Origin of the sequence: Kitasatospora sp. NPDC096128, assembly GCF_040303105.1 — a bacterium.
GTDB lineage: Bacteria > Actinomycetota > Actinomycetes > Streptomycetales > Streptomycetaceae > Kitasatospora.
This window is the reverse complement of sequence record NZ_JBEOSP010000003.1, coordinates 1-24,777: the sequence shown is the minus strand read 5'-3', so window position 1 is coordinate 24,777 and position 24,777 is coordinate 1. Positions and strand designations below refer to the sequence as shown.

The window sequence follows — 24,777 nt, the reverse complement described above, 5'->3', positions numbered from 1 at the left end:
CCAAGGTAGTAGGCGCCTGCTGCCCGCACCCCGAAGAGCAACCGCCGCCCCGGTCTGGCTCACGGTGACGACCGTCATCACCTCTCCCCACACCACAGCCTCACGGAGGTTCCCGTGTGCACCCGTAACACCCCCTCGCTCACCCTCTCCCGGCAGGCCCTGCGGGACGCCATGACCCGCAGCGGCTGGGACGCCGACGCGATCTTCAACGCCGAACTCGCCCTCTGCGAGCTCATCTCCAACGCCTGGCGGCACGGGGCCACCCCCGCGCCCGTCGTCTGGTTCTCCATCCTCGACCGCACCCTCCGCGTCACGGTCTCCGACGAGAGCGACGCCCTCCCGCAGCCCCGCACCCCCACCGGCCTCGCCGAGACCGGCCGGGGCCTCCAGCTCGTGGAGGGCCTCACCCACCGCTGGGGCGTCGACCCCCAGAAGCGCGGCAAGAGCACCTGGTACGAGCTGGACGCCGCCTCGTGACCCGCGACCCCATCGCCCCGGACGACCCCCGGATGCGCGACTACACCGAACCCCAGATCACCACCCTCCTGGGCGAGTTGCACCGACGCGGCCTCCCGCACGGGCTCCTCTGGGGCTCGGCCGGCACCCCGGAAACGACCCTCGACGGCCGCATCCTGGTCGACTTCGGCAACGCGCCGGTCAGCACTCTCCTCAACCTCCTCCACCTCCTCCGCGACCTGGAGCGGGACGAGGCGTGGCACCGGTGAAATTCTTCGTCGGCGCGATCCTCCTCGCCCTCCTCGCCCTCGCGATCGCCACCGTCGCCCTCGGCGTCATCGCGACCCTCAAGATGCAACGCCCCGAGGAGCACGACGAGAAGCACTGAAAGCGCGCGAAGGCCCTCGCCCACTCGGGGCGAGGGCCTCGCGGGTGTCCGACCGGATGCAGTCGGGGCGCTGCGAACAGGGTGTGCAGTCGCCGGAGGAAACCAGTGCACGCTCGCCAACAGCATCCCTGGAAGAACGAGGACCCGAACACGTCCTCCGCTCGGTGAGTGTGGTCAACTATGCCCACTGCCACCTTCCCGGGATGTGATTGCCGATGAGCGCTCAGGCCGATGGGATCGAGCCGTGGAAGATCTACGGCGACCGTTTGGTCTATGACAACCCGTGGGTACAGCTGGCCCTCGTGGACGTTGAGCCTCCTGGTGTTGCGCGTTTCGAACACCACGTCGTGCGCTTGAAGCGCGTGTCCATAGCCGCTGTGTTGGATGACAACGACCGCGTATTGATGCTCTGGCGCTACCGTTTCGTGCCGCAGTCCTGGGGATGGGAGCTTCCCGGCGGCATCGTCGATCCCGGAGAGGATGGCCTGGGGGCTGCTCTGCGCGAGGTCGAGGAGGAGACCGGCTGGCGACCGGATCACCTCGATCATGTGGTCACATTCCAGCCGATGGTCGGCATGGTGGATTCGCCGCACGAGGTGTTCGTCGGTCATGGAGCGACACTCGTGGGCGAGCCGGAGGATGGTGAGGAGGCCGGCCGCGTCGCCTGGGTGCCGATGTCCGAGATTCCGGTGCTCATGGCAGAGGGGAAGCTCATGGGTTCGGGAACTCTGGTGGCGCTCCTGCACATCCTGGCCACCCGTCAGCAGTGACACACGGGCAAACCTCCATCCTCATCGCGATGCTCCGAACTGCTCGACCAGTTGGTTGATTCGGGCGCGCTGGCGGGCTGATCCCGTGCGATTGGCCAGCAGCCGTGCCTGCCGTAGGTGGTTCACGGCTTCATCTTGTTCCTCTCGGGCGAGGTGGGCCTGGGCGAGATCGCAGTGCAGGCCGGCGGTCGCCCTGGTGAAGGTGGCGTCCATGTTGGCGAGGGCGTCGTACAGGTCACTCATCGCGGCGTCGTCGCCAAGGCGAGCGAGGACGTTGCCTCGCCACCGGGCCAGGTGGTTGTCGTTGAGGAAGATGCTCAACATGTCAGGGTCGCGGTCCGAGCTTCCGGTGGGGAGACTGGCCGCTGCCAGGTCCAGGGATCGTCGGCAGGCTTCTGCCTGGCCTGCCTGAGCCAGAAGTTCAGCTTCGGCGGCGTGCAACCATGCTCTCAACCGAGGGGAGCCCTTGGTGCCAACGGAACGATGAGCCTCCTGGACGAGCTGTACGGCCAGATCGCCCTTTCCGGCAGCTGACAACACGTATGCCTGCTCCGCCATGGCGTGCGCCACGTACATCGGCTCCTTTGACTCCGTGGCGGCCCGCTTGCCCAGTTCGTAGTGGCGCCAAGCCCGTTCAGCGGCGCCGACGTCGAGTGCCTGCCACGCCGCCAGCGTGGCAGCCCCGGCGAGTGCCCTTGCGATGGGTTCCCTGGTCGTGGGCAGCACGGCGAAGGTCAGCGATTCTTCCAGGGCTTTCAGGTGTGCCTGCATCTGGTCCACGAGGGCAGCAGCCCCCATCTGGCGGTCGACCGTGCGCAGGAGCTCGGTCTGGGCCATGAATACCTCCACCGTGTCACGGCTAAGACTGTGGGCCGCCTCGATGCGGCCGACCAGTTCGTCATAGCCCGCTACAGCCAGTGGTTGATCGTCTGTTGTGCCGTTGCCGAGAAGTTCTCGGTCGGTCAGCCCGAGCAGTGCGCGAAGTATTGATGCGTACAGGAGGCCGATCGGTCGGCGGCCGTTCTCCCACTCCGAGACGTAGACGCGCAGGCTCGCTGTCGAGGCGATGTTGAGGAGGCGTTGTCGGGCGTACCGCTCCATCTCGTGAACAAGCCGCTCTTGCGACCAGCCCCGCTCCTTTCGGGCTTGCCGCAGCTGAGCTGACATATCTCGGCCTTATCTCCCGTGATCGAGCCCACTGGTGTGGCCTGGCTGTGTCATCGCAGGTCAGAGAGGGTTAACTCGCAAGCGTTGGGGACGGTTGGCTACCCATCTGGCGCTCAGTCACATTCCATTGTTCCCAGGCTAATCACTGAGCTGCCTTTCGTTTCGAGGTTCCGAGCGATCAGCCGCCTATCCAGTGCCGCAGGCACAGGAGGGGCTCACTTCAGACCTCCGCCCGGAGTTGGGCGGAGCCGAGAAGAAGGGAGAGCAGCACATGAACGACGCCCCGAGGAAGCCGCTGACGAAGACGAGCGGGCTGCTGGTCGCGGTCGAGGAGCTGACCGCTGTCCAGGACAGGTACGACAGCCTCCGCTCCGACAACGCCGGATCGTCCGGCGACGCACCATGGCCCGGCGGTGACGGCAACCTGACCGACGTCGCGTAGAACCCGGTCATCCCCAGGGGCGGGAACTCGTGCACCGCGCGAGTTCCCGCCCCGCTCCAGCACACTTCTACGGAGGTAGCAGTGAAGCACCGACTGGTCGCCGCCATCGAGGCGGCCCTGGGCTGGCGAAGCTCCGAGTCGATCGGCACCGGCTTCGTGCTCGGGCGGATCGAGGACGAGGCGCTCCTGTCGCGCGTCCTCACCCCGAACAAGCTGCTTGACATCGCGATGCGGCGCAGCCTCAACCGGCCGCAGTTCCGGGCTTTCCAGAAGGGCGAGGAAGTCCACCCTGCCGTGTACTTCACCGACACCGTCAGCCCGCGCGGACAGTCCATCCCGATGGCGAACATGCACCGCCTCGGCGACCTGCTCCGGCAGGGCGCGACGCTCATCATGGACCAGGTCAACGTCTTCGACCCCACCATGGAGGTCACCTGTCGCGCCTTGCAGTGGTGGGCACACGAGCGCGTGCAGGTTAACGCGTACCTCACCACCAACGACGCCGCTGGGTTCCCGCTGCACTGGGATGACCACGACGTGATCATCGTCCAGCTCTCGGGGGAGAAGGACTGGGAGGTTCGAGACACCTCCCGTACCGCTCCCATGTACCGGGACGCCGACCCCAACAACACGCCCAGCGATACTGTGATCTTCAACGGCACACTCCAGGCCGGCGATGTCATGCACATCCCGCGCGGCCACTGGCACCAGGCCACCCGCACCAGAAGCGGCGCCGGCCACAGCCTCCACGTCACCTTCGGCATCACCAAGCGCACTGGCGCCTCCTGGATGGCCTGGCTGGGCGACTGGTGCCGCGAACAGGAGATCTTCCGCCACGACCTTGACCGCGGGGGTTCCGGCAGCTCCGCCCTGATGGAAGCTGCTACCCGCCTCGTCTGTCGGCGCGGCCCGGAGGACTTCCTCACCGCCCACGGGCAGCAGACCACCCCGGGGCGTCACGTGCCCTTCCTCGACATCTTCGGCCCGCTCCGTGCCGTGGTGTGCACCACCCACTTCCCGCCCCGGATCGAGCAGAACGGGGACATCGTGGACGTCATGGCGGCCGGGAAGAAGCTCACCTTTGCTGCGAAGGCCCTTCCCTCTCTGCGGCTGCTGCTCGGCGGCAGTCCGGTGACGCTCGAACAGGCGGCGGCCGCCGCCGGAGACGAGATCCACGAGGTTGCCGAGATCCTGATCAAGGAGGAGCTGTGCGCACCGATCACCGACGAACTGTCCTCGGGCTACACCGGTCTCGTCACCGACGAGACCTCCTGAGTGGTGCCCTGGATCTCGGGGTTACCACGATCGACACTGCGTCGAACTACCTCGGCCATCGTTCCCACCGCGCCCTCGCGATGGTCGCTGGCGACCTGCTCCCGAAGTTCTCGATCTCCACGAAAGTCGGCTACTTCGAGGACGGGCACAGCCTTCTCCCGGCCCGAATCCGGTGCGCTGTCGAGAAGACGGTGGAGGATCTCGGCTGTGAACCGGACACGATCCTCCTCCACAATCCCGAGCACTCCACCCCCGGTGTGAAGACGCTGAGGCACGCCTGCGCGACCTTGTCCGACGCGGCGGCGGCCGGGCTGTGCGGACGCTGGGGGATCTCGACCTGGGATCCACGCCCGCTGGTCGGCCTCGACATACCCCGACCGGACACCCTGATGGTCCGGTCGGGCCTCCTGGTCAGCAGCAGCGTGCTCGATGCCGCCCAGGAGTTGGTGACTGCCTGGCGGCCGTCCACGGTATGGGGAATGAGCCCGTTCGGTGGCAGCGCGACGGAACCCGTATGGGCGAGGGTAGACCCGAGGATGTTTCTGCGGGTGCCAGCTGCCACGGCGGTTCAGGCAGCATTCCGGGTCGCCTTCGCACTTCCCGAGGTAGAGGCGGTGGCCGTAGGCACCGACGATCCTGAGCACTTGCGGGAGTTGCTCGGCGGCTTGGAGTACGAGATCGACACAGAGGTGATTCGGTCGTACCGGGAGCTCCTGCGTCAGTCTGCCTGAAGCTGCTTCACCACCTGCTCGGCCAACGCGCGGGCGCCCGCGCGGCGAGGGTCCTCGGGGTGCGCGTGCGGCCCGAGGATCTTCGCCGCGACGAACAAGGTCATCAGCTGGCCCTCCCGGCTCGCGAAGTCGCCGCTCCGCTCGGCGCGGACGCGATCGGCCAGTGCTGGCACGGCAAGCGAGGCCGCCCACAGCGTGGCAGCGTCCAGCCCGCGTGGGGCCATGCCCCAGTCTTCCCAGTCGAAGATGCAGAACCCAGGCGCCGTCACATTCGCCCAGTTCAGATCCCCATGCGCCGGACACCACTGGTTCACCACGGCGTCGATCCCGGCGAACACCTGGCTGATCGTCTGAGTCACCAGTTCCTGGGTGATCGTCTCCGTGTCCGGTGTGGCGATCCGATTCGTCCGCTGCCTTGCGAGCGCGTCGAGGGAGGTGTTCAGCGCGGACCACCAGTCGGGCGGCAGGTCAGGGTTCTCAGCCACAACTGCAGACCCCACTGGAGCGGATGGCAGCAGTTCGGTTTCATCGGCCCGCCACACCACCGGCTCGGCATCGTCCCGCCAGGCGGTCGCGGCCAGCCAGGCGGGCTTCGCAATCCCATGCAGGGCCTCAGCGGAGGAGGTGCCGTCCCCGCCCTGGACGCCGATCCGGTCGAGCCCGCGCCGTTCGATTCGCACCCATGTGCCACGTCCTGTGCCGACTCCCACGGATCGCCGTTTGCGGACCACGGTTGCCCTGTCGAGCGGTGTCCCCAAGGCCGTCTCGACACGTTCCAGCACCTCGTCGACCGGTACCCGGCGCAGATCCGTCATGGGACAACGGTAGCGATGCTCATCGGAGTTGGGAGTCACTCCAAACGGGACGCTGATGGTCGGCCCATGCCCACCGATCAAGCTCCCGGTCTGGCATCGTGAGCCGGATCTGGAACTGGCCGAGCGGCACATCCGTGCGGCCATGAAGATCAGCGACCATTGCTAGGAGCTGTTGTGACCGTTACCTCCCCTGTGTTCGTGGCCGACCTGGCGGCCGATCCCGCAACTGTGGGCATCACCGGCTTCGCCGCCGTCACCGTGGAGAAGACCGAGCCGACCGCCCTGACCGAGTACGACGCCCACCAGCGGGGTGAGGCCGCCAACCTGCCCGAAGTCAGTGACGCGGTCCGTGACGTGATCGGCTCTGGCAAGTGATCGGCGAGACGCATGTGAAGGCGGGCCCTCCGGGGCTCGCCTCCGCGCTGGCGGCGAGCGGCGCGCTCGCCTCGGACTGGCTCCCGTCCTTCGAGGCCGTACCCCGCGAGCTGTTCGTCCCGGACCGCATCTGGCCGGGCGTCGCGGACGGCACCCGCCAGAAACCGATGGTGGACCGCTCTCCGGATCCCGAGGCGTGGCGGCGGGCGGTCTACTCGGACATCCCGCTGACCACGCAGTGGGACGATGGTGACCACCAGGGCGACGGGCTCGGCACGACGCCGACCTCGTCCAACTCCATGCCCACGATGGTGTTCTCGATGCTTCAGGACCTTGACGTCCGCCCGGGTGACCGGGTGCTGGAGATCGGCGCCGGCACCGGGTGGAACGCGGGTCTGCTGGCCCACCGCCTGGGCGACCTCAACGTCGTGACGGTCGAGTTCGACCCGTACGTGGCTCGCGACGCCCGGGAGAACCTCGCGCGGGCCGGGCTCGCACCGACCGTGGTCGAGGGTGACGGGCAGTTGGGCTGGGAGCAGGGCGCTCCCTACAGCCGGGTCATCGCCACCTGCTCCCTGCTGGAGATCCCTCCCGCCTGGCTGTCCCAGACGGCTCCCGGCGGGATCATCGTGGCGCCCTTCGGTACCGAGTACGGCGGCGAGCAGATCGTCCGACTGACCGTGAACGACGACGGGACCAGCGCCAGTGGCAGGTTCACCCGCAGCTCGGCGTTCATGCGGCTGCGTCAACAGCGCATGGACCGGCCCCCCTTCGAGGACTACCTGCGCGGTCGGGAGTGGCCCGCCGACGGGGTGCTAACCACCACCACCCTCGCCCCGCCGGACACGGGCGGGTGGTTCGAGCAGTTCGTCATCGGAGCCGCCGTGCCCGGGGTGTTCTGGCGGGCGGAGTGCTACGACAACGGCGCGTACACGCTGTGGCTCTACAGCCGGGACACCCTCTCCTGGGCCTCGGCCGACTACGAGCGCGCCCGCACCGAGTACGAGGTGTACCAGTCCGGCCCCCGGAAGCTCTGGGACGAGGTGGAGGCCGCCTGGCGTTGGTGGGACGACCAGGGCCGTCCCGGCTTCGATCGGTTCGGCCTCACGGTCGGTCCCGAAGGCCACACGGTGTGGCTGGACAGTCCGGAGAGCCCGGTCCCGCTCCGAGGCTGACCGGCACCAGGGCCGCGAGGTTCGGCAGTGCTGGTTTCGGGATCGCAGGGCCCCCGCGGCGCACGGGGCCCTGCCAACGAAAGGGCGAACCCCATGAAGAAGATCGCTGCGAAGCTCTGGCGGGTCATCCGTGGTCCGATGCAGTGGCGCGTGCTGTGGCGGTGGGCCGCTCGTCGAGGCGAAAGACGCCGGCGTCATCACCTTCGCCTCTGCACGGTGGTGAGCTGCCCGGCCTGATGACGCCCGAACTGGTGGAGTTCATTCGTCCCGGCGTGTCGGCTCCGGCGGCTGCACTCCTGGCGGTTGCGTCCTGTCCTGCCCTGGATGTGGTCCTCGTGTCGGCCAGCACCCCGGAACACTGGGACGATGCGGCCAAGGCCGTGGCCGCCCCCCTGGCGCCCGAACGTCTGAGGAGCATCCTTGATGAACTCACCGCCGGATGAGGCGACCCAGGCTCGCATGGAGGCCGCCCATCACACCGCGGCCCTGCTCCTGGGGCTGATCTGTACCGGCCCCACGGCCTGGGGCTTCCAGGGCCGAACGATGGGCCGACGAGCCGGCAACCGGTGGCTGCGGGTCAACTGCACGACCAAGGCCCACGCGCAGCGGAAGCCGGGAGAGGGCATCGTCGGCGCGTCCACCCTGGTTCCGAACGATGTCCCCCGGCCACAGCTGTACGACCTGATCGACTGGCCGGACGGCGAGCACGTCTACCAGGCCGAGGTCACCGACTACGTGACCCACCGGGTCATCTCGCCGGATCGGGCTGACCTCGCCCACGACCCTGGCCTACCGGACGAATGGTGGAGCAGCCTGCGCCGCGCCCTGAGCCGGCTCGGTCAGGCGGAAGGCGTCCGCACCACCATCCGGCCCGAGTGGATCGAACGAGCCTTCCCGCAGTTCCTTGGTATCCCCGCACCGGAGGAAGTCGAGCGGGTCACCGGCCATGCCGATCTGCACTGGGGCAACGTGACGGCCCCGCTCACCCTGCTCGACTGGGAGCGCTGGGGGTTGGTGCCCGTCGGCTACGACCCGGGCCTGCTCCACGCCAACAGTCTGCTCGTCCCCACGGTGGCTACCCGTCTCCGGTCGGAGTTCGCATCGGTGCTGGACAGCCCCGCCGGCCGGATCGGGGAGTTGGTCGCCCTGGCCGAAATGCTGCAAGCCGTTGCCCGAGGTTGGTATCGCGAGCTGGCCCCCTTGCTGGCCGACCGAGCGGCCGAGCTGACCGGCGTTCGACCGCCCACCAGCGCGAACCCCGCACTCACCGGGTGATTGCGGTAGTGCCACCGCGAAGCACGCAAGCCCTCGGCAGTAGAAACTGCCGAGGGCTTGCGGCTGACCACCGGTACCCGGCGCAGATCCGTCATGGGCAACGGTCATCGCCGCTCGGCGGGGTTGGGAGTCGCTCCGCAGGACGCCGTTGGTCCCGACGAGGCGAAGCGGCAGGTGGCCCGCCTGCTCATTCCACGCTCAGCGCCCTTCGCAGGAAGTCCAGTTCGTGCAGCAGCAGGTTCTCCACCACCGCCTCCTCCGTCGGCCGGTGCCCGGCACCGCGCAACGGCAGCAGCTCGTGCGGGCGGCCGGCGGCGAGCAGGGCGGCGGAGAGCCGCAGCGCATGGACGGGGAAGACGTTGTCATCCGCCAGGCCCTGAATCAGCAGAAGGGGGCGGTTCAGGTTGGGCGCCTCGTTGACGAGGTCGCAGGAGGCGTAGTGCTCGGGGTGCTCGTCGGGGTGGCCGAGGAATCGTTCCTGCCAGTGGGTGTCGTAGAGCCGGTGGTCGGTGGGCGCGGCCCCGGCTGACGCCGCGTGGAAGACGTCCGGGCGGCGCAGCACCGCAAGGGCGGCGAGGAAGCCGCCGTAGGACCAGCCCCGGATGGCGACCCGGTCGAGGTCGAGCAGGCCCGGCCGCAGCCGGGCGGTCTCCCGCAGGCCTTCGATCTGGTCGTCCAGCGCCGGCCCGGCCTTGTCGCCCCAGATGGTCTTCTCCCACAGCGGCCCGCGACCTGGGGTGCCGCGGCCGTCCACCACCAGCACCGCGAAGCCCTGGTCGGCGAACCACTGGGACACCTGCTCGTACCAGGCACCGCGCGTGGTGACCTTCTGCATGGCCAGCCCCGCGTACGGGTCGAGCAGCACGGGCAGCGGTCCGTCGTCGGGCCGGTGGCCGGTGGGCAGGAAGAGGTGGGCGCGCAGTTCGCGCGGGCCGAGGCGGAGCAGCTCGGGGCGGACGGTGACGACGGGCTGCTCGGCGTACGAGGTGAGCGGGAGCGACGGACGGCCCTCGCGGAGGACGGTGGTGCGGGCGTCGGTGGTGAGCACCAGGGTGCCGCCTCGCCCGACGCCGCTGTGTACGCCCGGTCCGCTGCTCAACCGCCGTATGCCGGAGCCCGGTTCGTACGTCCACAGGTGGGTCTCGGTCGGCTCCTCGGAGGCCGTGAACAGCACCCGCTCCCCGTCCGTGCCGAGCACGGCCCGCAGGTGCAGCCCGGCCGGCGTGACCGGCTTGCCGTCCACGGTCAGGTGCCGGGTGCCGCCCTCGTCGGCGGTGTCGACCAGTGCCCCGCCCGCCGTCCGGACCGGCAGGCCGGGGAGCAGCTCCACCCAGTGCGGGTCGGAACGTTCGGCGAGCACCCGGGTGCTGCCGTCCGCGCCGATCGCCAACGTCCGTACGGCGCGCTGGTCGCGGCTCTGCACGGCGGCGTACGGCCCGTGGTCGTCCCAGCCGGCGGCGGTGAGGTACTCGAAGGCGGCGCGGTCCCAGCGCACCTCGGTGCGGGTGCGGCGGCCTTCCAGGCCCAGCAGCCAGAGCGTGACCTCGGCGTTGGCGGTGCCGGCCAGTGGGTAGCGGATGGCGCGCGGGGAGCGTTCCGGCTCGGCGGGGTCGGCGAGGAACCACCGGGCGACGGCGCGTTCGTCGACCCGGGCGACCAGCAGCGCGGTGCCGTCGGGGGACCACCAGTACCCGCGGTCGCGGTACATCTCCCCGGCGGCGACGTATTCGGCGAGGCCGTACGTGATGTCCTCGGCCTCGGGTTCGGCGAGCACGCGGTCGCCCGTGCCGTCCGCGCAGACCATCCGCAGGGCGCCGCCGCTGACGTAGGCGATCCGGCGGCCGGTCGGGTCGAGCCGCACCTCCTGCGGCTCACGGGCGGTGGCGATCGGGCGCGCCGAACCCGTGGCGGTGTCGGCCAGCCACAGCGTGCCGTCCAGCGCGAAGGCGGCGTACCGGCCGGTGGCGTCGGTGCTGTACGAGGCGATGCCGCCGGCGCTGCTGAGCGCGGTCGGGTCGATGACCAGCCGCTCCTCCCCGGTCGCGGTGTCCAGGGCCCAGAGGCAGGTGACCGGGTCGGTGCCGGTCCAGCTGCGCAGGAACAGCACCGTCGAGCCGTCGGCGGAGAGCTCCGGCTGGGCCGGGACGCCCAGGGTGAAGCGCCGGGTGCGGGCCAGCTGGCGGGGCAGTGAGTCGGCCGTCATGCCGGAGGGAGTCGTCATGCCCGGACCATAGGCACACCCGGCCCGACCCCGTCGAGGCAATAAACCCGACCCCGTCGAGGCAATAAAGGAGGGCAATGAAAACGCCCGGGGCCGCCGCGGATCTCAGGAATCCACGGCGGCCCCGGGGCCTCATCGGAGCGGCGTCAGTGGACGCCGCCCATGAGCGACTGGACGCGCTTGCGGTAGCTGTACACCGCGAAGCCCGCGAGGGCCGCGAGGGCGGCCTGCGCCGCGATGATGCCGGTGCCGTCGAGGTTGACGCCGCCCAGCGACAGGAGGCTGGTGAGGCAGTCACCGGCGGTGACGGCGAGGAACCAGACGCCCATCATCTGGGACGCGTACTTCTGCGGCGCCATCTTGGTGGTGACCGAGAGGCCGACCGGGGAGAGGCACAGCTCACCGATGGTCTGGATCATGTAGATCGAGACGAGCCACATCGGGGAGACCTTGGTGCCGTCGCCCGCCATGTTCATCGGGACGATGAAGATGAAGAACGAGGCGCCGATCAGGACCAGACCCATCGCGAACTTCGTGATGGTGTTGGGCTCCTTGTTGCGGCGGGACAGCCACAGCCACAGCCAGGCGAAGACCGGCGCGAGCGCCATCACGAACAGCGGGTTCAGCGACTGGTACCAGGTGGACGAGAAGCCCAGGCCGAGCACGGAGTCGGCGGTGCTCTTGTCCGCGAACAGGGACAGGGTGGACCCGCCCTGGTCGTAGATCATCCAGAACGCGGCGGCCGCGATGAAGAACCAGATGTACGCGGTCATCTTGGACTGCTCGCCGGCGTCCAGGTCCTTGTCGCGCTTGATCCGGACCAGCACGAGGACCGGGATGGCCAGGCCGGCGATGGTCAGCGGGACCAGGGCCCAGTTCAGGGTGTAGACGCCCAGGGCGACGACGGCGGCGTAGAAGACGACGGCCGCGAGGATGACGGCGCCGGCCTTGATCAGCAGGCTCTTGCGCTCCGCACCCAGCAGCGGGTTGGGGACCTCGCTGCTCTTCGGGCTCAGGTGGCGGGTGCCCATGAGGAACTGGGTCAGGCCGAGGCCCATGCCGACCGCGGCGAGGGCGAAGCCCAGGTGCCAGTTGTACTCCTTGCCGACCGTTCCGATGATGAACGGGGCGGCGAAGGCGCCGAGGTTGATGCTCATGTAGAAGACGGTGAAACCACCGTCGCGGCGCGGGTCCTCGGGGCCGTTGTACAGGTGGCCGACCATCGTGGAGATGTTGGCCTTGAGCAGCCCGGAGCCGACCGCGACCAGGAGCAGGCCGACGAAGAACGCCGCCTGGCCCGGGACGGCCAGCGCGAGGTGGCCCGCCATGATCACGAAACCGGCGACGGTGACGGTCTTGCGGGCGCCCCAGACCCGGTCGCCGAACCAGCCGCCGGGGTAGGCCATGAGGTAGACCATGGACACGTAGACGGAGTAGATGGCCGTGGCCATCGTCGCCTTCATCGCGAGGCCGCCGCCCTGGCTGCCGGCTGCCGCGTCGGCACCGCCGGACACCAGGTAGTAGATCAGCAGGGCGCGCATGCCGTAGTAGGAGAACCGCTCCCACATCTCGGTCATGAACAGCGTGGCGAGGCCTCGGGGGTGCCCGAGGAAGGTCTTGCCGCTGGGGGAGGCCGACGCGAGGTCGGCGGCCCGGGTGGTAGACGCCATGTGTAGTCGTTCCTTGCCTGACAGCGTCCGCCTGGGGGGGTGGCGGCGGACGTGGACTCGAACCACTCTACGTGGCGATATTTGGCGTTATCAGATGACAAACGTTGTGAATCAGCCGGGTTAATAACAAAGTTGGTGAGAGATCATCCCGAGTGATCCATGGTAGATGGGCGTGTCTTCCTTCAGTTCCAAGACCCAGGTGGGGATTCTTCGCCGAACGGCCGGTCGGCAACGCTTTGTTGAGCCATGACGCGCCCTTGTATAACGATCACACTCTGTGAACTACCTCACAGGGGGTACGGGCATACCCGGGACGACTACCATCACCACATGACCTGTGTGCTGCTCGCCGAGGACGATCCGGCGATCTCCGAACCTCTCGCCCGGGCCCTGCGACGCGAGGGCTATGAGGTGCTCGTCCGCGAGGACGGCCCGACCGCGCTCGCCGCCGGCCTCACCGAGGAGGTCGACCTCGTCGTCCTCGACCTCGGCCTGCCCGAGATGGACGGCCTTGAGGTCTGCCGCCGCCTGCGCGCCGACGGCAAGAGCTGCCCCGTCCTGGTGCTCACCGCCCGCGCCGACGAGGTGGACACCGTGGTCGGCCTGGACGCCGGTGCCGACGACTACGTCACCAAGCCCTTCCGCCTCGCCGAACTGCTCGCCCGCGTCCGGGCCCTGCTCCGGCGCGGCAACGTCGACCAGCTCACCACCGGCGCGCACGGGGTGAAGATCGACATCGAGTCGCACCGCGCCTGGCTCGGCGAGGAGGAGCTGACCCTCTCCGCCAAGGAGTTCGAGCTGCTGCGCGTCCTGGTCCGCGACGCCGGCCGGGTGGTCACCCGCGAGGAGATCATGCGGCAGGTCTGGGACACCACCTGGTGGACCTCGACCAAGACCCTGGACATGCACATCTCCTGGCTCCGCAAGAAGCTCGGTGACGACGCCGCCAACCCGCGCTACATCGCCACCGTGCGCGGGGTGGGCTTCCGGTTCGAGAAGAATTAGCCGCGTACGGAGATCGCGGCCGGGCGGCGGCCGATGAAGCGGAACACCTCGGGGAGCAGCAGCGTGAAACGCCGGATGATCAACTCGCTGCTGGTCGTCGTCCTGGTCGTCGTCGTGGTGTTCTGCGTGCCGCTCGCCCTGGTCGAGAAGCGCACCATCGTGAACTCCGCCCAGGACCGGGTGGACGCCACCGCCGTCCGGGTGCTCGCCCTGGTCGAGAGCCGGCTCGCCGCGGGTGAGGGGGTCAAGGAAGGGCGCGTCTTCGAGAGCCAGGTCACCGAGGGCAGTTACGTCGAGGTGCAGATCCCCGGCCAGCCCGTCCTCTCGGCCGGCACCCGCCCGGCCGGGAACCACCTGCTGCGGGCCGTCGAGCACGGCATCAGCGGAAGCGAGATCGTCACCGTCGAGCAGTCCCGCGAGGACGTCGACCACGAGATCGCCAACAACCTGCTGCTGCTCGGCGTGGTCGCCCTGCTGGCCGTCCAGGCCGCCGTGGCCCTCGCCGTCTGGCAGGCCAAGCGGCTCGCCCGGCCGCTCACCGACCTCGCCGAGACCGCCGAACGGCTCGGCTCCGGCGACCCGCGCCCGCGCGACCGCCGGTACGGGGTGCCCGAGCTGGACCGGATCGCCGAGGTGCTCGACACCAGCGCCGAACGGATCGCCCGGATGCTCACCGCCGAACGCCGGCTCGCCGCCGACGCCTCCCACCAGCTGCGCACCCCGCTCACCGCGCTGTCGATGCGGCTGGAGGAGATCACCGCCCTCGCCGAGGAGCCGGAGACCGTCAAGGAGGAGGCCACCATCGCCCTCCAGCAGGTCGAACGGCTCACCGACGTCGTCCAGCGGCTGCTCACCACCCAGCGCGACCCGCGCAGCCCCACCGCCGTCGCCTTCGACCTGGACGAGGTGATCAAGCAGCAGGTGGAGGAGTGGGGCCCGACGCTGCGCGAGCAGGGCCGGGTGCTGTCCCTGGAGGGCCTGCACGGGGTCACCGCGGTCGGCACCCCGGGCACGGTCGCCCAGGTGCTCGCCACCCTGATCGAGAACTCGCTGATGCACGGCGCCGGGACGATCACCCTGCGGGTGCGGCCCTCCGGCACCTCGGCGGTGGTCGAGGTGCAGGACCAGGGCGCCGGGGTGCCGGCCGACCTCGGCAACCGGGTGTTCGAGCGCGCGGTCAGCGGCCGCAACTCCACCGGCATCGGCCTGGCCGTCGCCCGCGACCTCGCGGAGGCGGACGGCGGGCGGCTGGAGCTGCTCTCGTTGAAGCCCGCGGTGTTCGCGCTCTTCCTCGGGCGCAGCCACGAGGACTGACCCGGGCGCCGCGGCGGGTCACCGGGCCCCGTCGAGCCGGAGGTCGCGGACCACGTCGAGGTCGGTGAAGGTGGGCGGCGCGTCGCAGAGCGCCACCATCTCGCGGAAGATCCGGTCCGTCTCGGGGAGCTTCGAGTTCCGCATCGCCTCCTCGTAGGAGGGGAACTCCACGATCTCCACCACGTGGCGGGCATCCGAGCGGTCGGTGCCGACGACCGCGTGCGAAGCGGTCCGCCGGCCCTTGGAAGCCTCGACCCAGGTGTCCATGAGCCGGTTGAGGTCGTCGAGCCTGTCGGTCTTGCAGTCGATGATCTGGACGAACGCCATGGCGAGCCTCCTGGGACCCCCTCGGCCTCGATCGATCGTCCGCCGGCCGCGCTCGCCCTCGGTAACCACTGTCCTCTTGCCGGGGCGGGCGTGCCAAGGGGAGGGCGAGCCGGGCGCCTGCTCGGCTTCGTGGCTGCTCGGCTTCGTGGCTACTCGGCCTTGGCGTAGCGGATCTGCTCGGCGGCCAGCATCAGCTCGGCCTGGGCGGCCAGCTCCTGGCCGTCGACGGCCGTCGCGGCCGGCTGGACCGGCTCGACGGTCTCGGGCAGGGCCTTGAAGACCCAGGTGCGGTACGAGACGAAGCGGAACACGGTGGCGATGGCGAGGCCGACGACCTTGGCGCCCATCTTCTCGAAGTTCGAGTCCAGGCCCAGCACGTACTGGGAGAAGCCCAGCACGCCGGTCTCGATCAGCATGCCGAAGCCGCTGAACACCAGGAAGAGCGTGATCTCCCGCTTGCGCGAGGCCGCGTCGCGGTCCCGGTAGAGCCAGTAGCGGTAGCCGAGGTAGTTGGTGGCGATCGCGATCACCGTTGCGGCGATGTTGGATCGCAGGGGGGCGATGCCCATGCTGATGTTGCAGACCCAGAAGACGGCGAAGTTGACCACCACGCCGCTCAGGCCGACGATGCCGAACTTCACGACCTCGCCCCTGATCCCACGCACCTTCTGCATGAGTGAGGGGTTCGAAGCTGTGGTCGTCGCCATACCGGGTGGCCTCCATGTACCTGCGGGGGAAAGGGTGTCCCACTGGGCCGGGGACACCCCTTGAGCCCTGCGTGCACGCACATGATCCGACCGCGCGGACGAGGACCTAGCCGTCCAGGCTACCCGCTTCCACCGAACGGCTCAGCCGTCCGGGGCAGGGGTTGACATCTACGCGCGTCCACTACTCACGGCCCCACCGCGGCTCCATGGCCCCCCACCGGCCCGGATATCCTGGCGGGGTGACTTCCCCGGGCAATGTGAATTTTCCAGTGGTGGGCATGATCGGTGGCGGGCAGCTGGCCCGCATGGCACACCAGGCGGGCATCCCGCTCGGGGTCAGGTTCAAGCTCCTCGCCGACACGCCCCAGGACTCCGCCGCACAGGCGGTCTCCGACGTCGTCCTCGGTGACTACCGCGACCTCGACACCCTGCGCCGCTTCGCGGCCGGGTGCGACGTCATCACCTTCGACCACGAGCACGTCCCCACCGAGCACCTGCGGGCCCTGGAGGCCGACGGCATCGCCGTCCGGCCCGGCCCGGAGGCGCTGGTCAACGCCCAGGACAAGGGCGTGATGCGGGCCAAGCTCGACTCCATCGGGGTGCCCTGCCCCCGCCACCGGATCGTCGCCGACCCGGCCGACGTCACGGCCTTCGCGAACGAGGGCACCGGCTACCCGGTCGTGCTCAAGACCGTCCGCGGCGGCTACGACGGCAAGGGCGTCTGGGTCGTCGACGACGAGCAGGAGGCGCAGGCGCCGTTCCTGGCCGGCGTCCCCGTGCTGGCCGAGGAGAAGGTCGACTTCGTCCGCGAGCTGGCCGCCAACGTGGTCCGCTCGCCCAGCGGCCAGGCCGTCGCCTACCCGGTCGTCGAGAGCGTCCAGGAGAACGGCGTCTGCGCCGAGGTCACCGCGCCCGCGCCCGACCTCGACCCGGCCCTGTCCGACGAGGCCCAGCAGCTCGCCCTGCGGATCGCCGGCGACCTCGGCATCGTCGGCCACCTCGCCGTCGAGCTGTTCCAGACCCGGGACGGCCGGATCCTGGTCAACGAGCTCGCCATGCGCCCGCACAACTCCGGGCACTGGACCCAGGACGGCGCCGTCACCTCGCAGTTCGAGAACCACCTGCGGGCCGTCCTCGACCTCCCGCTCGGCGACCCCCGGCCGCGCGCCAAGTGGACCGTCATGGTCAACGTCCTCGGCGGCGACTACCCGGACATGTACCACGCCTTCCTGCACTGCATGGCCCGCGACCCCGGGCTGCGGATCCACATGTACGGGAAGGACGTGAAGCCCGGCCGCAAGGTCGGCCACGTCAACGTCTTCGGGGACGACCTCGACGACGTCCGCGAGCGCGCCCGCCACGCGGCCGCCTACCTGCGAGGAACGATCACCGAATGACCTCCACCGCTACGAGCCCCGTCGTCGGCATCGTGATGGGCTCGGACTCCGACTGGCCGGTCATGGAGGCCGCCGCCCAGGCCCTGGACGAGTTCGAGATCCCCTACGAGGTGGACGTCGTCTCCGCCCACCGGATGCCCCGCGAGATGGTCGCGTACGGCGAGCAGGCCCACCAGCGCGGCCTCAAGGCGATCATCGCCGGCGCCGGCGGCGCGGCCCACCTGCCGGGCATGCTGGCCTCCGTCACCCCGCTCCCGGTCATCGGCGTGCCGGTGCCGCTGCGCTACCTGGACGGCATGGACAGCCTGCTGTCGATCGTCCAGATGCCGGCCGGCGTGCCGGTGGCGACCGTCTCGGTGGCCGGCGCGCGCAACGCTGGCCTGCTCGCGGTGCGGATGCTCGCCGCCTTCGACCCGGAACTCACCGAGAAGATGACCGAGTTCCAGGCCGAGCTGAACAACCAGGCCACCGAGAAGGGCAAGAAGCTCCGGGCCAAGGTGGCCGGCTCCGCGTCCTTCGGCTTCGGCAAGTAGGCCCCCGGCGGGGGTGGGGTAGAACAGGCCGTATGACTTCTCAGACGGACGCCCCCACCCCGCAGGACCGCTTGGACCGCGCCCGCGCGCTGCTGCGCACCGCCCCCGTGGTGGACGGTCACAACGACCTCCCCTGGGCGATGCGCGAGCAGGCCGGGTACGACCTCGGCGCGCTCGACCTCGCCGCCGACCAGAGCGACCGCCTGCACACCGACCTCGCCCGCCTCGCGGAGGGCGGGGTCGGCGCCCAGTTCTGGTCCGTCTACGTGCCCGCCTCGCTGGCCGGCGACCACGCCGTGAGCGCCACCCTGGAACAGGTCGACTTCGTCCACGCCCTGGCCGAGCGCTATCCGGACCGGCTGCGGCTGGCCCGTACCGCCGCCGACATGGAGGCCGCCCGCGCCGAGGGCCGGATCGCCTCGCTGATGGGCGCCGAGGGCGGCCACTCGATCGACTGCTCGCTGGCCACCCTGCGCGCCCTGTACGAGCTCGGCGTGCGCTACCTGACCCTCACCCACAACGACAACGTGCCGTGGGCCGACTCCGCGACCGACAAGCCGGTGGCCGGCGGGCTGACCGCGTTCGGCGAGGAGGTCGTCCGGGAGATGAACCGGCTCGGCATGCTGGTCGACCTCTCGCACGTCTCCGCCGACACCATGCGGGACGCCCTGCGGGTCACCGAGGCGCCGGTGGTCTTCTCGCACTCCTCCTCGCGCGCGGTCTGCGAGCACCCGCGCAACATCCCGGACGACGTGCTCGCCCAGCTGCCCGCCAACGGCGGCGTCGCGATGGCCACCTTCGTCCCGAAGTTCATCCTCCCCGCCGCCATCGAGTGGACCCTCGCCGCCGACGAGAACATGCGCGCCCACGGCTTCCACCCGCTGGACACCACCCCGCCCGCGATGGAGCGCCAGCGCGCCTACGAGGCCGCCCACCCGCGCCCGATCGCCACCCCGTCGACCGTCGCCGACCACCTCGACCACATGCGCGAGGTCGCCGGCATCGACCACATCGGCATCGGCGGCGACTTCGACGGCACCGCCTTCCTGCCCGCCGGCCTCGACTCGGTGGCCGGCTACCCCAACCTGATCGCCGAACTCCTCGGCCGCCACTGGTCGGAGGCCGACCTGGCCAAGCTCACCTGGCACAACGCCGTCCGCGTCCTGCGCGACGCCGAGTCGGTCGCCGCCACGCTGCGCACCACCCGCCGGCCCTCCATCGCGACCATCGCCCAGCTCGACGGCTGACCCTAGCCGAGCCGCGGGATCTCGATGGCCGGGCACTTGTCCATCACCATCGAGACCCCGGCCGCCCGGGCCCGCCCGTACGCGGCCTCGTCGACGACCCCGAGCTGGAACCACACCGCCTTCGCCCCGACCGCCACCGCCTGGTCGGCCACCTCCCCGGCCAACGCGCTGTTCACGAAGACATCCACCACGTCGACCGGGACGGTTACGCCAGGTGCCATCCGATTTCATATCGACCTGGCGGGTCGACCAGCGCAGACGTCAGCAGGGAATGGCCGGGGGAGCGATGGCGCTGGGGTGAGGTGAGTTCTCGGCATCCGGCTGCGAGGAGGCAGGGCATGTACGGCGACCCGGAGACGGTCCGCAAGATCCTCACCGAACTGGGCGACACCTGGGCCATCGTGGGCCTCTCGTCCAACCAGCGGAGGGCGGCCTACGGCGTGGCCGAGGTCCTGCAGCGGTTCGGCAAGCGCATCGTGCCGGTGCACCCGAAGGCCGAGACCGTGCACGGAGAGAAGGGGTACGCGTCCCTCGCGGACATCCCCTTCGATGTCGACGTCGTGGATGTCTTCGTCCGGTCCGACCTCGCTGGTGAGGTTGCGGACGAGGCGGCCGCCACCGGTGCCAAGGCCGTCTGGTTCCAGCTCGGCGTGATCGACGAAGCCGCGTACGAACGCACGCAGGCCTCGGGACTCTCGATGGTGATGGACAAGTGCCCCGCCATCGAGATTCCCCGCCTCGGCCTGGCAAGCCGGGGCCGATAGATCTTGCGAGTTTTGGAGGCTTGCCAGTTGCGCTCCAACTGGCAAGCCTCCTGGTCTATGTAGGGCGCCGTTCGACGCCGAACCCTGTGGTCAGGACCGGGCGGACGTACCTGGCCGGACGCTCAGGTGTTGGAGGCGCCGCTCGACTCGGCGGTGGCGTGCAGGATTCTCGGCCACAGTCGGCAGTCCTGTTACCGAACCCGCACGCAGAGTGCTTGCGGCGTGGATGAGCTGATGATTTGATAAGCGAGACGGTTCAGCGGCCGGAACACGGGGGTGGAAATGGCTGAAGGGTATCGGGTTGACCTCCATGCGTTACGGGAGGCAGCTGCAGGCGTCAATGGAACGATCAGCAAAGCCGCCAAGCAGCGTGTGAGCGATATCCCACATGACGAGTCGGCGCTTGGTAATCACGACCTGGCCAGTACGCTGGGTGATTTTCTCGGCCGGTGGCAGCGCGGTGTCGACAATCTTGCGAAAGATGGCCAAGAGATCGCGGTGAGATTAGCGGCCAGCGTGAAGGCCTATAGCGATGCAGAACAGGCCGCGCACGGAGATCTCAACGGAATCCTGCAGAAAAACGGGAATGATCCGGGGGTCAAGTAGCCGTGGCAGATCTTGGGAAAACCAATGATCCGAAGGCGCTGGTTCCTGGAGATAGTGGGTCGATAGCCCATACCGAGTCGGCGCTCCGAGAGTATGGCGATTTTCTTCACATCGCTGGTGAAGGCCTCAGTCGCATCAACACCAGTGACGGGTGGAGCGGAGAGGCTGCTGACGCGTTCCATAAGGTATTTCACGGCCAACCGGGGAAGTGGTTACAGGCCGGCGACGCGTTCCACAATGCTGCCAATGCCCTGGACAGCTACGCATCCACTCTGGATTGGGCGCAGGGTGAGGCGACTGACGCCATAAGGCTATGGAGCGCCGGCGAAGCGAACCAGCAGGACGCTCGCGACAAGTTGGCGAATGCCCGAAATCAACTTGCTGGGGCCGCCGGTACCGCCGCTGCCATCATAGGTAAAGCGCGTGACCTGGCTCCCCCGAAGCCGGGGTTCTGGTCGCAGTTGGGCAACGATATCGGTGACTTCTTCTCCGATGCCGGGAATTTGGCCATGGATTTCGGCGAGGCAGCGCTGAGTGACCTGGCCTCGGTTGGCAACGCCATGGCGCACGATCCGGGGTCCGTGGCCGAGATGGCTGGGGGCCTCGCGCTGGCTACGCTCGGCGCCGGTGGCGAGGTGCTTGGAGTCGCACTGGACGCCACTGGGGTTGGCGCCGTCATTGGCGTGCCAGCGAACGTGGTTTCGGCTGGGGCCATTGCGACTGGTGTCGGCTTGATGGGTATGGGCGCGTCGAACATCGCCAATGACGCGGCCGGTCCGGACCGCGTCAACATGAACTCCGACGGTAGTGGTGGCAGTAGTGGCAGCGGTGGGGTCCCGCGATCCTACAAGTCGAACGAGGGCGCTATCGGCGAAGAACTGGGGTATTCTCGAAAAGATATTAAACTTGCAATTCATGCAGTGAAGAACGAGTCAAAATGGCGCGGCATAGGCGGAAATAAGAATCCTGACGTTGTCGTTGATACGAGTACTGGGGAAGTATATCCGAAGCTTCCTGATGGCAGCCCGGCTGACGATAGTATTGGGAATGTCTTTGACCACCTGCCAGAGGAATAGTGGTGCACATGTCGGATCAAACTGATGAACTCGCGGATCGACGAGTCCTCCCGCTGCGGGGGCACCGTGTGGTCGAAATCGCCTGGGGTGACGAGCTTCGTTTTGCGCTTGAGCCGTTCGGTGAGATTGCGGTCGGCTGGGGCGCTCTGTGGACAGAAGGTCCAGTAACGGCTCCGGGTGCGCGCCCCGCCAGGCTCGACCAGCTTGACGAAGGGCAGATTCAGGCGACTGTGGGCGCTAGCGTCCTATCGGCTGTCGGCTTCAAGAGCGGCGCGCTGCGAGTGGTATTCAGTAATGGGTGGCATCTGAATGTGAAGTCCGGTGGGGTCTTCGTTCCCGCATCGGTTCGATCGGGTGGCACCGTTATTTGGGAGCGCCCGCACACCTGAGGCAACCTGGAATTCGGAGAGGCAGGCAGGGGCGGGGCCGGAATCCGGCCCCGCCCCAGTCGGCCAGGCCGTATCCGGCGTAGGCCACGGGTGCGAGGACGGCGGCCGCCGCGGTGGCGCCGATCAGCCACTGGTACCGCTTGCGCATGAAGAATCCCCGGTCTCTCCGTATCGCTCGTCCGGGGATCTTCGCATACGAATTGAACGCGTTCACATGGCACCCGGGCGCAAAACGCCCGCCCCGGGCGAGCCGGGGCGGGCGGTGTGGGCTGTGCCGGCGGAGCGGAGCCGGGGGTCAGCTCGGGCGGCCCAGGGCGCGGTAGGTCCAGCCGGCGGCGCGCCAGGCCTCGGCGTCGAGGACGTTGCGGCCGTCGAGCAGCCGGCGCTCGGCCACGACGGCGCCGAGCTCGGCCGGGTCGAGCTGCCGGAACTCGGCCCACTCGGTGAGGTGGAGGACGACGTGGGCGCCCTCGGCGGCCTCCAGGGCGGAGCCGGCGTAGGCCAGGGACGGGAACATCTTGCGGGCGTTGTCCACGGCCTTCGGGTCGTAGACGGTGACCTGGGCGCCCTGGAGCTGGATCTGGGCGGCCACGTTGAGGGCGGGGGAGTCCCGGATGTCGTCCGAGTCGGGCTTGAAGGCGGCGCCGAGAACGGCGACCCGGCGGCCCAGGAAGCCGCCGCCGCACTGCTCGCGGGCCAGCTCGACCATCCGGGAGCGACGCCGCATGTTGATCGAGTCGACCTCGCGCAGGAAGGTCAGCGCCTGGTCGGCGCCGAGCTCGCCGGCCCGGGCCATGAACGCGCGGATGTCCTTGGGCAGGCAGCCGCCGCCGAAGCCGAGGCCGGAGTTGAGGAACCTGCGGCCGATCCGCTCGTCGTGCCCGAGCGCCGTGGAGAGCAGCGTGACGTCCGCGCCGGCCGCCTCGCATACCTCGGCCATCGCGTTGATGAAGGAGATCTTGGTGGCCAGGAAGGAGTTGGCCGCGGCCTTCACCAGCTCGGCGGTCGCGTAGTCGGTGACCAGGAACGGCACCCCGGCCGCGATCGGCTCCGCGTACACCTCGCGCAGCAGCCGCTCGGCCCGCTCGCTGTGGGCGCCGACCACGATCCGGTCCGGCCGCAGGGTGTCCTGGACGGCGAAGCCCTCGCGCAGGAACTCGGGGTTCCAGGCGAGTTCGGCGTCCGCGCCGACCGGCGCCAGGGCGGCCAGCCGTTCGGCCAGCCGGGCCGCCGAGCCCACCGGGACGGTGGACTTGCCGACCACCAGGGCGGGCCGGGTCAGGTGCGGCGCCAGCTCGTCGATCGCGGTGTCCACGTACGACATGTCGGCGGCGAACTCGCCCTTGCGCTGCGGGGTGTTGACGCAGACGAAGTGGACGTCCGCGAACTCCGCGGCCTCCTTGGCGGAGGTGGTGAAGCGCAGCCGCCCGGTCGAGCCCTCGTGCCCGGCCACGTGCTTGAGCAGCAGTTCGGACAGGCCCGGCTCGTACATCGGGACCCGGCCCGCGGTGAGCGTGGCGATCTTCTCGGGATCGATGTCCAGACCCAGCACCTCGAAGCCGAACTCGGCCATCGCGGCGGCATGCGTGGCGCCGAGGTAGCCGGTGCCGATCACGGAGATGCGGAGGGTCACGGGTTCCCCTTGAGTTGCGGGTTCGGCCAGTACAGGGTGCCCCTGATGCTATCCGCCCCGCCCGGGTCGGTACCGGTCGCCCGCTCGCCGAGGACGCTAGGCAGCCGCAGGTCGGAGCCCTAGGATCTCTACTGAACGGTAGTTAACCGCGATTCGACTCGGATCCGACGCCGATCGGACAACGGTCTGCGTCGGCCACTGGACGACGAGGCAGGCATCATGGCGGGCAGCGCAGGGGCGGCTGACTTCGATCTCTTCCGCATCTCCGAGGAGCACGAGATGCTCCGTGAGGCGGTGCGTTCGCTGGCCGAGGCGAAGATCGCTCCGTTCGCGGCGGAGGTGGACGAGCAGGGCCGGTTCCCGCAGGAGGCGTTGGACGCGCTGACGGGCAACGATCTGCACGCGGTGCACGTGCCGGAGGAGTTCGGTGGTGCGGGGGCGGACGCGCTGGCGACGGTGATCGTGATCGAGGAGGTCGCGCGGGTGTGCGGCTCGTCGTCGTTGATCCCGGCGGTGAACAAGCTGGGGTCGTTGCCGGTGCAGCTGTCGGGTTCGGAGGAGTTGAAGGCGAAGTACCTGGGGGCGCTGGCGCGGGGCGAGGGGATGTTCTCGTACTGCCTGTCGGAGCCGGAGGCGGGTTCGGACGCGGCGGGGATGAAGACCCGGGCGGTGCGCGACGGTGACTTCTGGGTGCTGAACGGGGTGAAGCGCTGGATCACCAATGCGGGTGTGTCGGATTTCTACACGGTGATGGCGGTGACCGACCCTTCGATGCGTTCGAAGGGGATCTCGGCGTTCGTGGTGGAGAAGGGCGACGAGGGGGTGTCGTTCGGGGCTCCGGAGAAGAAGCTGGGGATCAAGGGTTCGCCGACGCGTGAGGTGTACTTCGACAATGTGCGGATCCCGGCGGACCGGATGATCGGTGCGGAGGGCACGGGCTTCGCGACGGCGATGAGGACGCTGGACCACACCCGGGTGACGATCGCGGCGCAGGCGGTGGGCATCGCGCAGGGTGCGCT

At 69.2% G+C, this 24,777-nt stretch carries 27 protein-coding genes and 2 pseudogenes; 21 read left to right on the top strand and 8 right to left on the bottom strand.

Going from position 1 to position 24,777, the window contains the following annotated elements; genetic code table 11:
- The first annotated feature begins 114 nt into the window (after positions 1 to 114).
- From ABTY61_RS04535 to ABTY61_RS04520, 4 genes are all read left to right on the top strand, one after another.
- On the top strand, positions 115 to 477 hold the full coding sequence (locus ABTY61_RS04535) for an ATP-binding protein (RefSeq protein ID WP_350503443.1): 363 nt from the start codon (positions 115 to 117) through the stop codon (positions 475 to 477).
- Positions 474 to 725: a hypothetical protein gene (locus ABTY61_RS04530; RefSeq protein ID WP_350503442.1), complete on the top strand. Its 252-nt coding sequence runs from the start codon at positions 474 to 476 to the stop codon at positions 723 to 725. The genes ABTY61_RS04535 and ABTY61_RS04530 overlap by 4 nt, the downstream gene beginning before the upstream one ends.
- A complete protein-coding gene (locus ABTY61_RS04525) occupies positions 713 to 844 on the top strand; it encodes a hypothetical protein (RefSeq protein ID WP_350503441.1) in 132 nt (43 codons plus the stop codon). Before ABTY61_RS04530 ends, ABTY61_RS04525 begins: the two co-directional genes overlap by 13 nt.
- A 215-nt stretch (positions 845 to 1,059) precedes the next feature.
- Positions 1,060 to 1,614, top strand: a complete 555-nt coding sequence (locus tag ABTY61_RS04520) for an NUDIX hydrolase (RefSeq protein ID WP_502895214.1) — start codon at positions 1,060 to 1,062, stop codon at positions 1,612 to 1,614.
- A 21-nt stretch (positions 1,615 to 1,635) separates the two neighbouring features.
- On the opposite strand, the gene ABTY61_RS04515 is transcribed toward ABTY61_RS04520, so the two are convergent.
- Positions 1,636 to 2,781 (bottom strand): helix-turn-helix transcriptional regulator, encoded by a 1,146-nt coding sequence (locus ABTY61_RS04515; RefSeq protein WP_350503440.1) that lies wholly within the window; start codon positions 2,779 to 2,781, stop codon positions 1,636 to 1,638.
- A gap of 271 nt (positions 2,782 to 3,052) precedes the next feature.
- On the opposite strand from ABTY61_RS04515, the gene ABTY61_RS04510 reads away from it, so the two are divergent.
- The 3 genes from ABTY61_RS04510 (at position 3,053) to ABTY61_RS04500 (ending at position 5,229) form a co-directional block, all read left to right on the top strand.
- Complete coding sequence (locus ABTY61_RS04510) at positions 3,053 to 3,223, top strand: hypothetical protein (RefSeq protein ID WP_350503439.1); 171 nt, start codon at positions 3,053 to 3,055, stop codon at positions 3,221 to 3,223.
- Between the two features lie 81 nt (positions 3,224 to 3,304).
- On the top strand, positions 3,305 to 4,498 hold the full coding sequence (locus tag ABTY61_RS04505) for a JmjC domain-containing protein (RefSeq protein ID WP_350503438.1): 1,194 nt from the start codon (positions 3,305 to 3,307) through the stop codon (positions 4,496 to 4,498).
- Positions 4,432 to 5,229, top strand: coding sequence for an aldo/keto reductase (locus ABTY61_RS04500; RefSeq protein ID WP_350503437.1), 798 nt, complete (start codon positions 4,432 to 4,434; stop codon positions 5,227 to 5,229). Before ABTY61_RS04505 ends, ABTY61_RS04500 begins: the two co-directional genes overlap by 67 nt.
- On the opposite strand, the gene ABTY61_RS04495 is transcribed toward ABTY61_RS04500, so the two are convergent.
- The gene (locus ABTY61_RS04495) at positions 5,217 to 6,044 is read right to left on the bottom strand and encodes a phosphotransferase (RefSeq protein ID WP_350503436.1); all 828 of its coding nucleotides are present in this window, start codon (positions 6,042 to 6,044) and stop codon (positions 5,217 to 5,219) included. The two genes, ABTY61_RS04500 and ABTY61_RS04495, sit on opposite strands and share 13 nt — an antisense overlap.
- Before the next feature lie 174 nt (positions 6,045 to 6,218).
- On the opposite strand from ABTY61_RS04495, the gene ABTY61_RS04490 reads away from it, so the two are divergent.
- The 4 genes from ABTY61_RS04490 to ABTY61_RS04475 all read left to right on the top strand — a co-directional run bounded on the left by ABTY61_RS04490 (position 6,219) and on the right by ABTY61_RS04475 (position 8,869).
- Positions 6,219 to 6,419: a hypothetical protein gene (locus ABTY61_RS04490; protein ID WP_350503435.1), complete on the top strand. Its 201-nt coding sequence runs from the start codon at positions 6,219 to 6,221 to the stop codon at positions 6,417 to 6,419.
- On the top strand, positions 6,416 to 7,594 hold the full coding sequence (locus ABTY61_RS04485) for a methyltransferase domain-containing protein (protein WP_350503434.1): 1,179 nt from the start codon (positions 6,416 to 6,418) through the stop codon (positions 7,592 to 7,594). Before ABTY61_RS04490 ends, ABTY61_RS04485 begins: the two co-directional genes overlap by 4 nt.
- Before the next feature lie 236 nt (positions 7,595 to 7,830).
- Positions 7,831 to 8,037 carry a hypothetical protein gene (locus tag ABTY61_RS04480; RefSeq protein ID WP_350503433.1) on the top strand — a complete coding sequence of 69 codons (207 nt, stop codon included), beginning with the start codon at positions 7,831 to 7,833 and terminating at the stop codon, positions 8,035 to 8,037.
- Entirely contained in the window at positions 8,018 to 8,869 is an 852-nt protein-coding gene (locus ABTY61_RS04475; protein ID WP_350503432.1) for a hypothetical protein, read from the top strand. Before ABTY61_RS04480 ends, ABTY61_RS04475 begins: the two co-directional genes overlap by 20 nt.
- A gap of 187 nt (positions 8,870 to 9,056) precedes the next feature.
- Here ABTY61_RS04475 and ABTY61_RS04470 read toward each other — a convergent pair whose 3' ends face one another.
- Both ABTY61_RS04470 and ABTY61_RS04465 read right to left on the bottom strand, forming a co-directional pair.
- Complete coding sequence (locus ABTY61_RS04470) at positions 9,057 to 11,090, bottom strand: prolyl oligopeptidase family serine peptidase (RefSeq protein ID WP_350503431.1); 2,034 nt, start codon at positions 11,088 to 11,090, stop codon at positions 9,057 to 9,059.
- A gap of 146 nt (positions 11,091 to 11,236) precedes the next feature.
- Positions 11,237 to 12,760, bottom strand: coding sequence for a peptide MFS transporter (locus ABTY61_RS04465; RefSeq protein WP_350503430.1), 1,524 nt, complete (start codon positions 12,758 to 12,760; stop codon positions 11,237 to 11,239).
- Positions 12,761 to 13,090: 330 nt separating this feature from the next.
- Here ABTY61_RS04465 and ABTY61_RS04460 point away from each other — a divergent pair, with 330 nt between their 5' ends.
- Positions 13,091 to 13,765: a response regulator transcription factor gene (locus tag ABTY61_RS04460; RefSeq protein WP_030290974.1), complete on the top strand. Its 675-nt coding sequence runs from the start codon at positions 13,091 to 13,093 to the stop codon at positions 13,763 to 13,765.
- Positions 13,766 to 13,828: 63 nt separating this feature from the next.
- On the top strand, positions 13,829 to 15,079 hold the full coding sequence (locus ABTY61_RS04455; RefSeq protein WP_350503429.1) for a sensor histidine kinase: 1,251 nt from the start codon (positions 13,829 to 13,831) through the stop codon (positions 15,077 to 15,079).
- Between the two features lie 24 nt (positions 15,080 to 15,103).
- Here ABTY61_RS04455 and ABTY61_RS04450 read toward each other — a convergent pair.
- Together ABTY61_RS04450 and ABTY61_RS04445 are read right to left on the bottom strand one after the other, a co-directional pair.
- Positions 15,104 to 15,406, bottom strand: a pseudogene (locus ABTY61_RS04450) (ester cyclase); the annotation flags it as partial.
- 149 nt (positions 15,407 to 15,555) lie between these two features.
- On the bottom strand, positions 15,556 to 16,080 hold the full coding sequence (locus ABTY61_RS04445; RefSeq protein ID WP_350503428.1) for a GtrA family protein: 525 nt from the start codon (positions 16,078 to 16,080) through the stop codon (positions 15,556 to 15,558).
- A gap of 290 nt (positions 16,081 to 16,370) precedes the next feature.
- On the opposite strand from ABTY61_RS04445, the gene ABTY61_RS04440 reads away from it, so the two are divergent.
- From ABTY61_RS04440 to ABTY61_RS04430, 3 genes are read left to right on the top strand one after another with little or no spacing between them, the layout of a single operon-like run.
- Positions 16,371 to 17,510 carry a 5-(carboxyamino)imidazole ribonucleotide synthase gene (locus ABTY61_RS04440; protein WP_350503703.1) on the top strand — a complete coding sequence of 380 codons (1,140 nt, stop codon included), beginning with the start codon at positions 16,371 to 16,373 and terminating at the stop codon, positions 17,508 to 17,510.
- Positions 17,507 to 18,043, top strand: coding sequence for a 5-(carboxyamino)imidazole ribonucleotide mutase (gene purE / locus ABTY61_RS04435; protein WP_350503427.1), 537 nt, complete (start codon positions 17,507 to 17,509; stop codon positions 18,041 to 18,043). Before ABTY61_RS04440 ends, purE begins: the two co-directional genes overlap by 4 nt.
- 32 nt (positions 18,044 to 18,075) lie before the next feature.
- Entirely contained in the window at positions 18,076 to 19,290 is a 1,215-nt protein-coding gene (locus ABTY61_RS04430; RefSeq protein ID WP_350503426.1) for a dipeptidase, read from the top strand.
- A gap of 2 nt (positions 19,291 to 19,292) precedes the next feature.
- On the opposite strand, the pseudogene ABTY61_RS04425 reads toward ABTY61_RS04430, so the two are convergent.
- Positions 19,293 to 19,499: pseudogene (locus ABTY61_RS04425) on the bottom strand (CoA-binding protein); the annotation flags it as partial.
- 129 nt (positions 19,500 to 19,628) lie between these two features.
- Here ABTY61_RS04425 and ABTY61_RS04420 point away from each other — a divergent pair.
- From ABTY61_RS04420 to ABTY61_RS04405, 4 genes are all read left to right on the top strand, one after another.
- Positions 19,629 to 20,054 carry a CoA-binding protein gene (locus ABTY61_RS04420; RefSeq protein WP_350503425.1) on the top strand — a complete coding sequence of 142 codons (426 nt, stop codon included), beginning with the start codon at positions 19,629 to 19,631 and terminating at the stop codon, positions 20,052 to 20,054.
- A 276-nt stretch (positions 20,055 to 20,330) separates the two neighbouring features.
- Positions 20,331 to 20,660 (top strand): hypothetical protein, encoded by a 330-nt coding sequence (locus ABTY61_RS04415; protein WP_350503424.1) that lies wholly within the window; start codon positions 20,331 to 20,333, stop codon positions 20,658 to 20,660.
- Positions 20,661 to 20,662: 2 nt separating this feature from the next.
- On the top strand, positions 20,663 to 21,736 hold the full coding sequence (locus ABTY61_RS04410) for a putative T7SS-secreted protein (RefSeq protein WP_350503423.1): 1,074 nt from the start codon (positions 20,663 to 20,665) through the stop codon (positions 21,734 to 21,736).
- A gap of 8 nt (positions 21,737 to 21,744) precedes the next feature.
- On the top strand, positions 21,745 to 22,125 hold the full coding sequence (locus tag ABTY61_RS04405) for a DUF6188 family protein (protein WP_350503422.1): 381 nt from the start codon (positions 21,745 to 21,747) through the stop codon (positions 22,123 to 22,125).
- 295 nt (positions 22,126 to 22,420) lie between these two features.
- On the opposite strand, the gene ABTY61_RS04400 is transcribed toward ABTY61_RS04405, so the two are convergent.
- Positions 22,421 to 23,758 carry a UDP-glucose dehydrogenase family protein gene (locus tag ABTY61_RS04400; RefSeq protein ID WP_350503421.1) on the bottom strand — a complete coding sequence of 446 codons (1,338 nt, stop codon included), beginning with the start codon at positions 23,756 to 23,758 and terminating at the stop codon, positions 22,421 to 22,423.
- A 219-nt stretch (positions 23,759 to 23,977) separates the two neighbouring features.
- On the opposite strand from ABTY61_RS04400, the gene ABTY61_RS04395 reads away from it, so the two are divergent.
- The coding region (locus ABTY61_RS04395; RefSeq protein WP_350503420.1) for an acyl-CoA dehydrogenase family protein at positions 23,978 to 24,777 on the top strand (800 nt) is incomplete at its 3' end.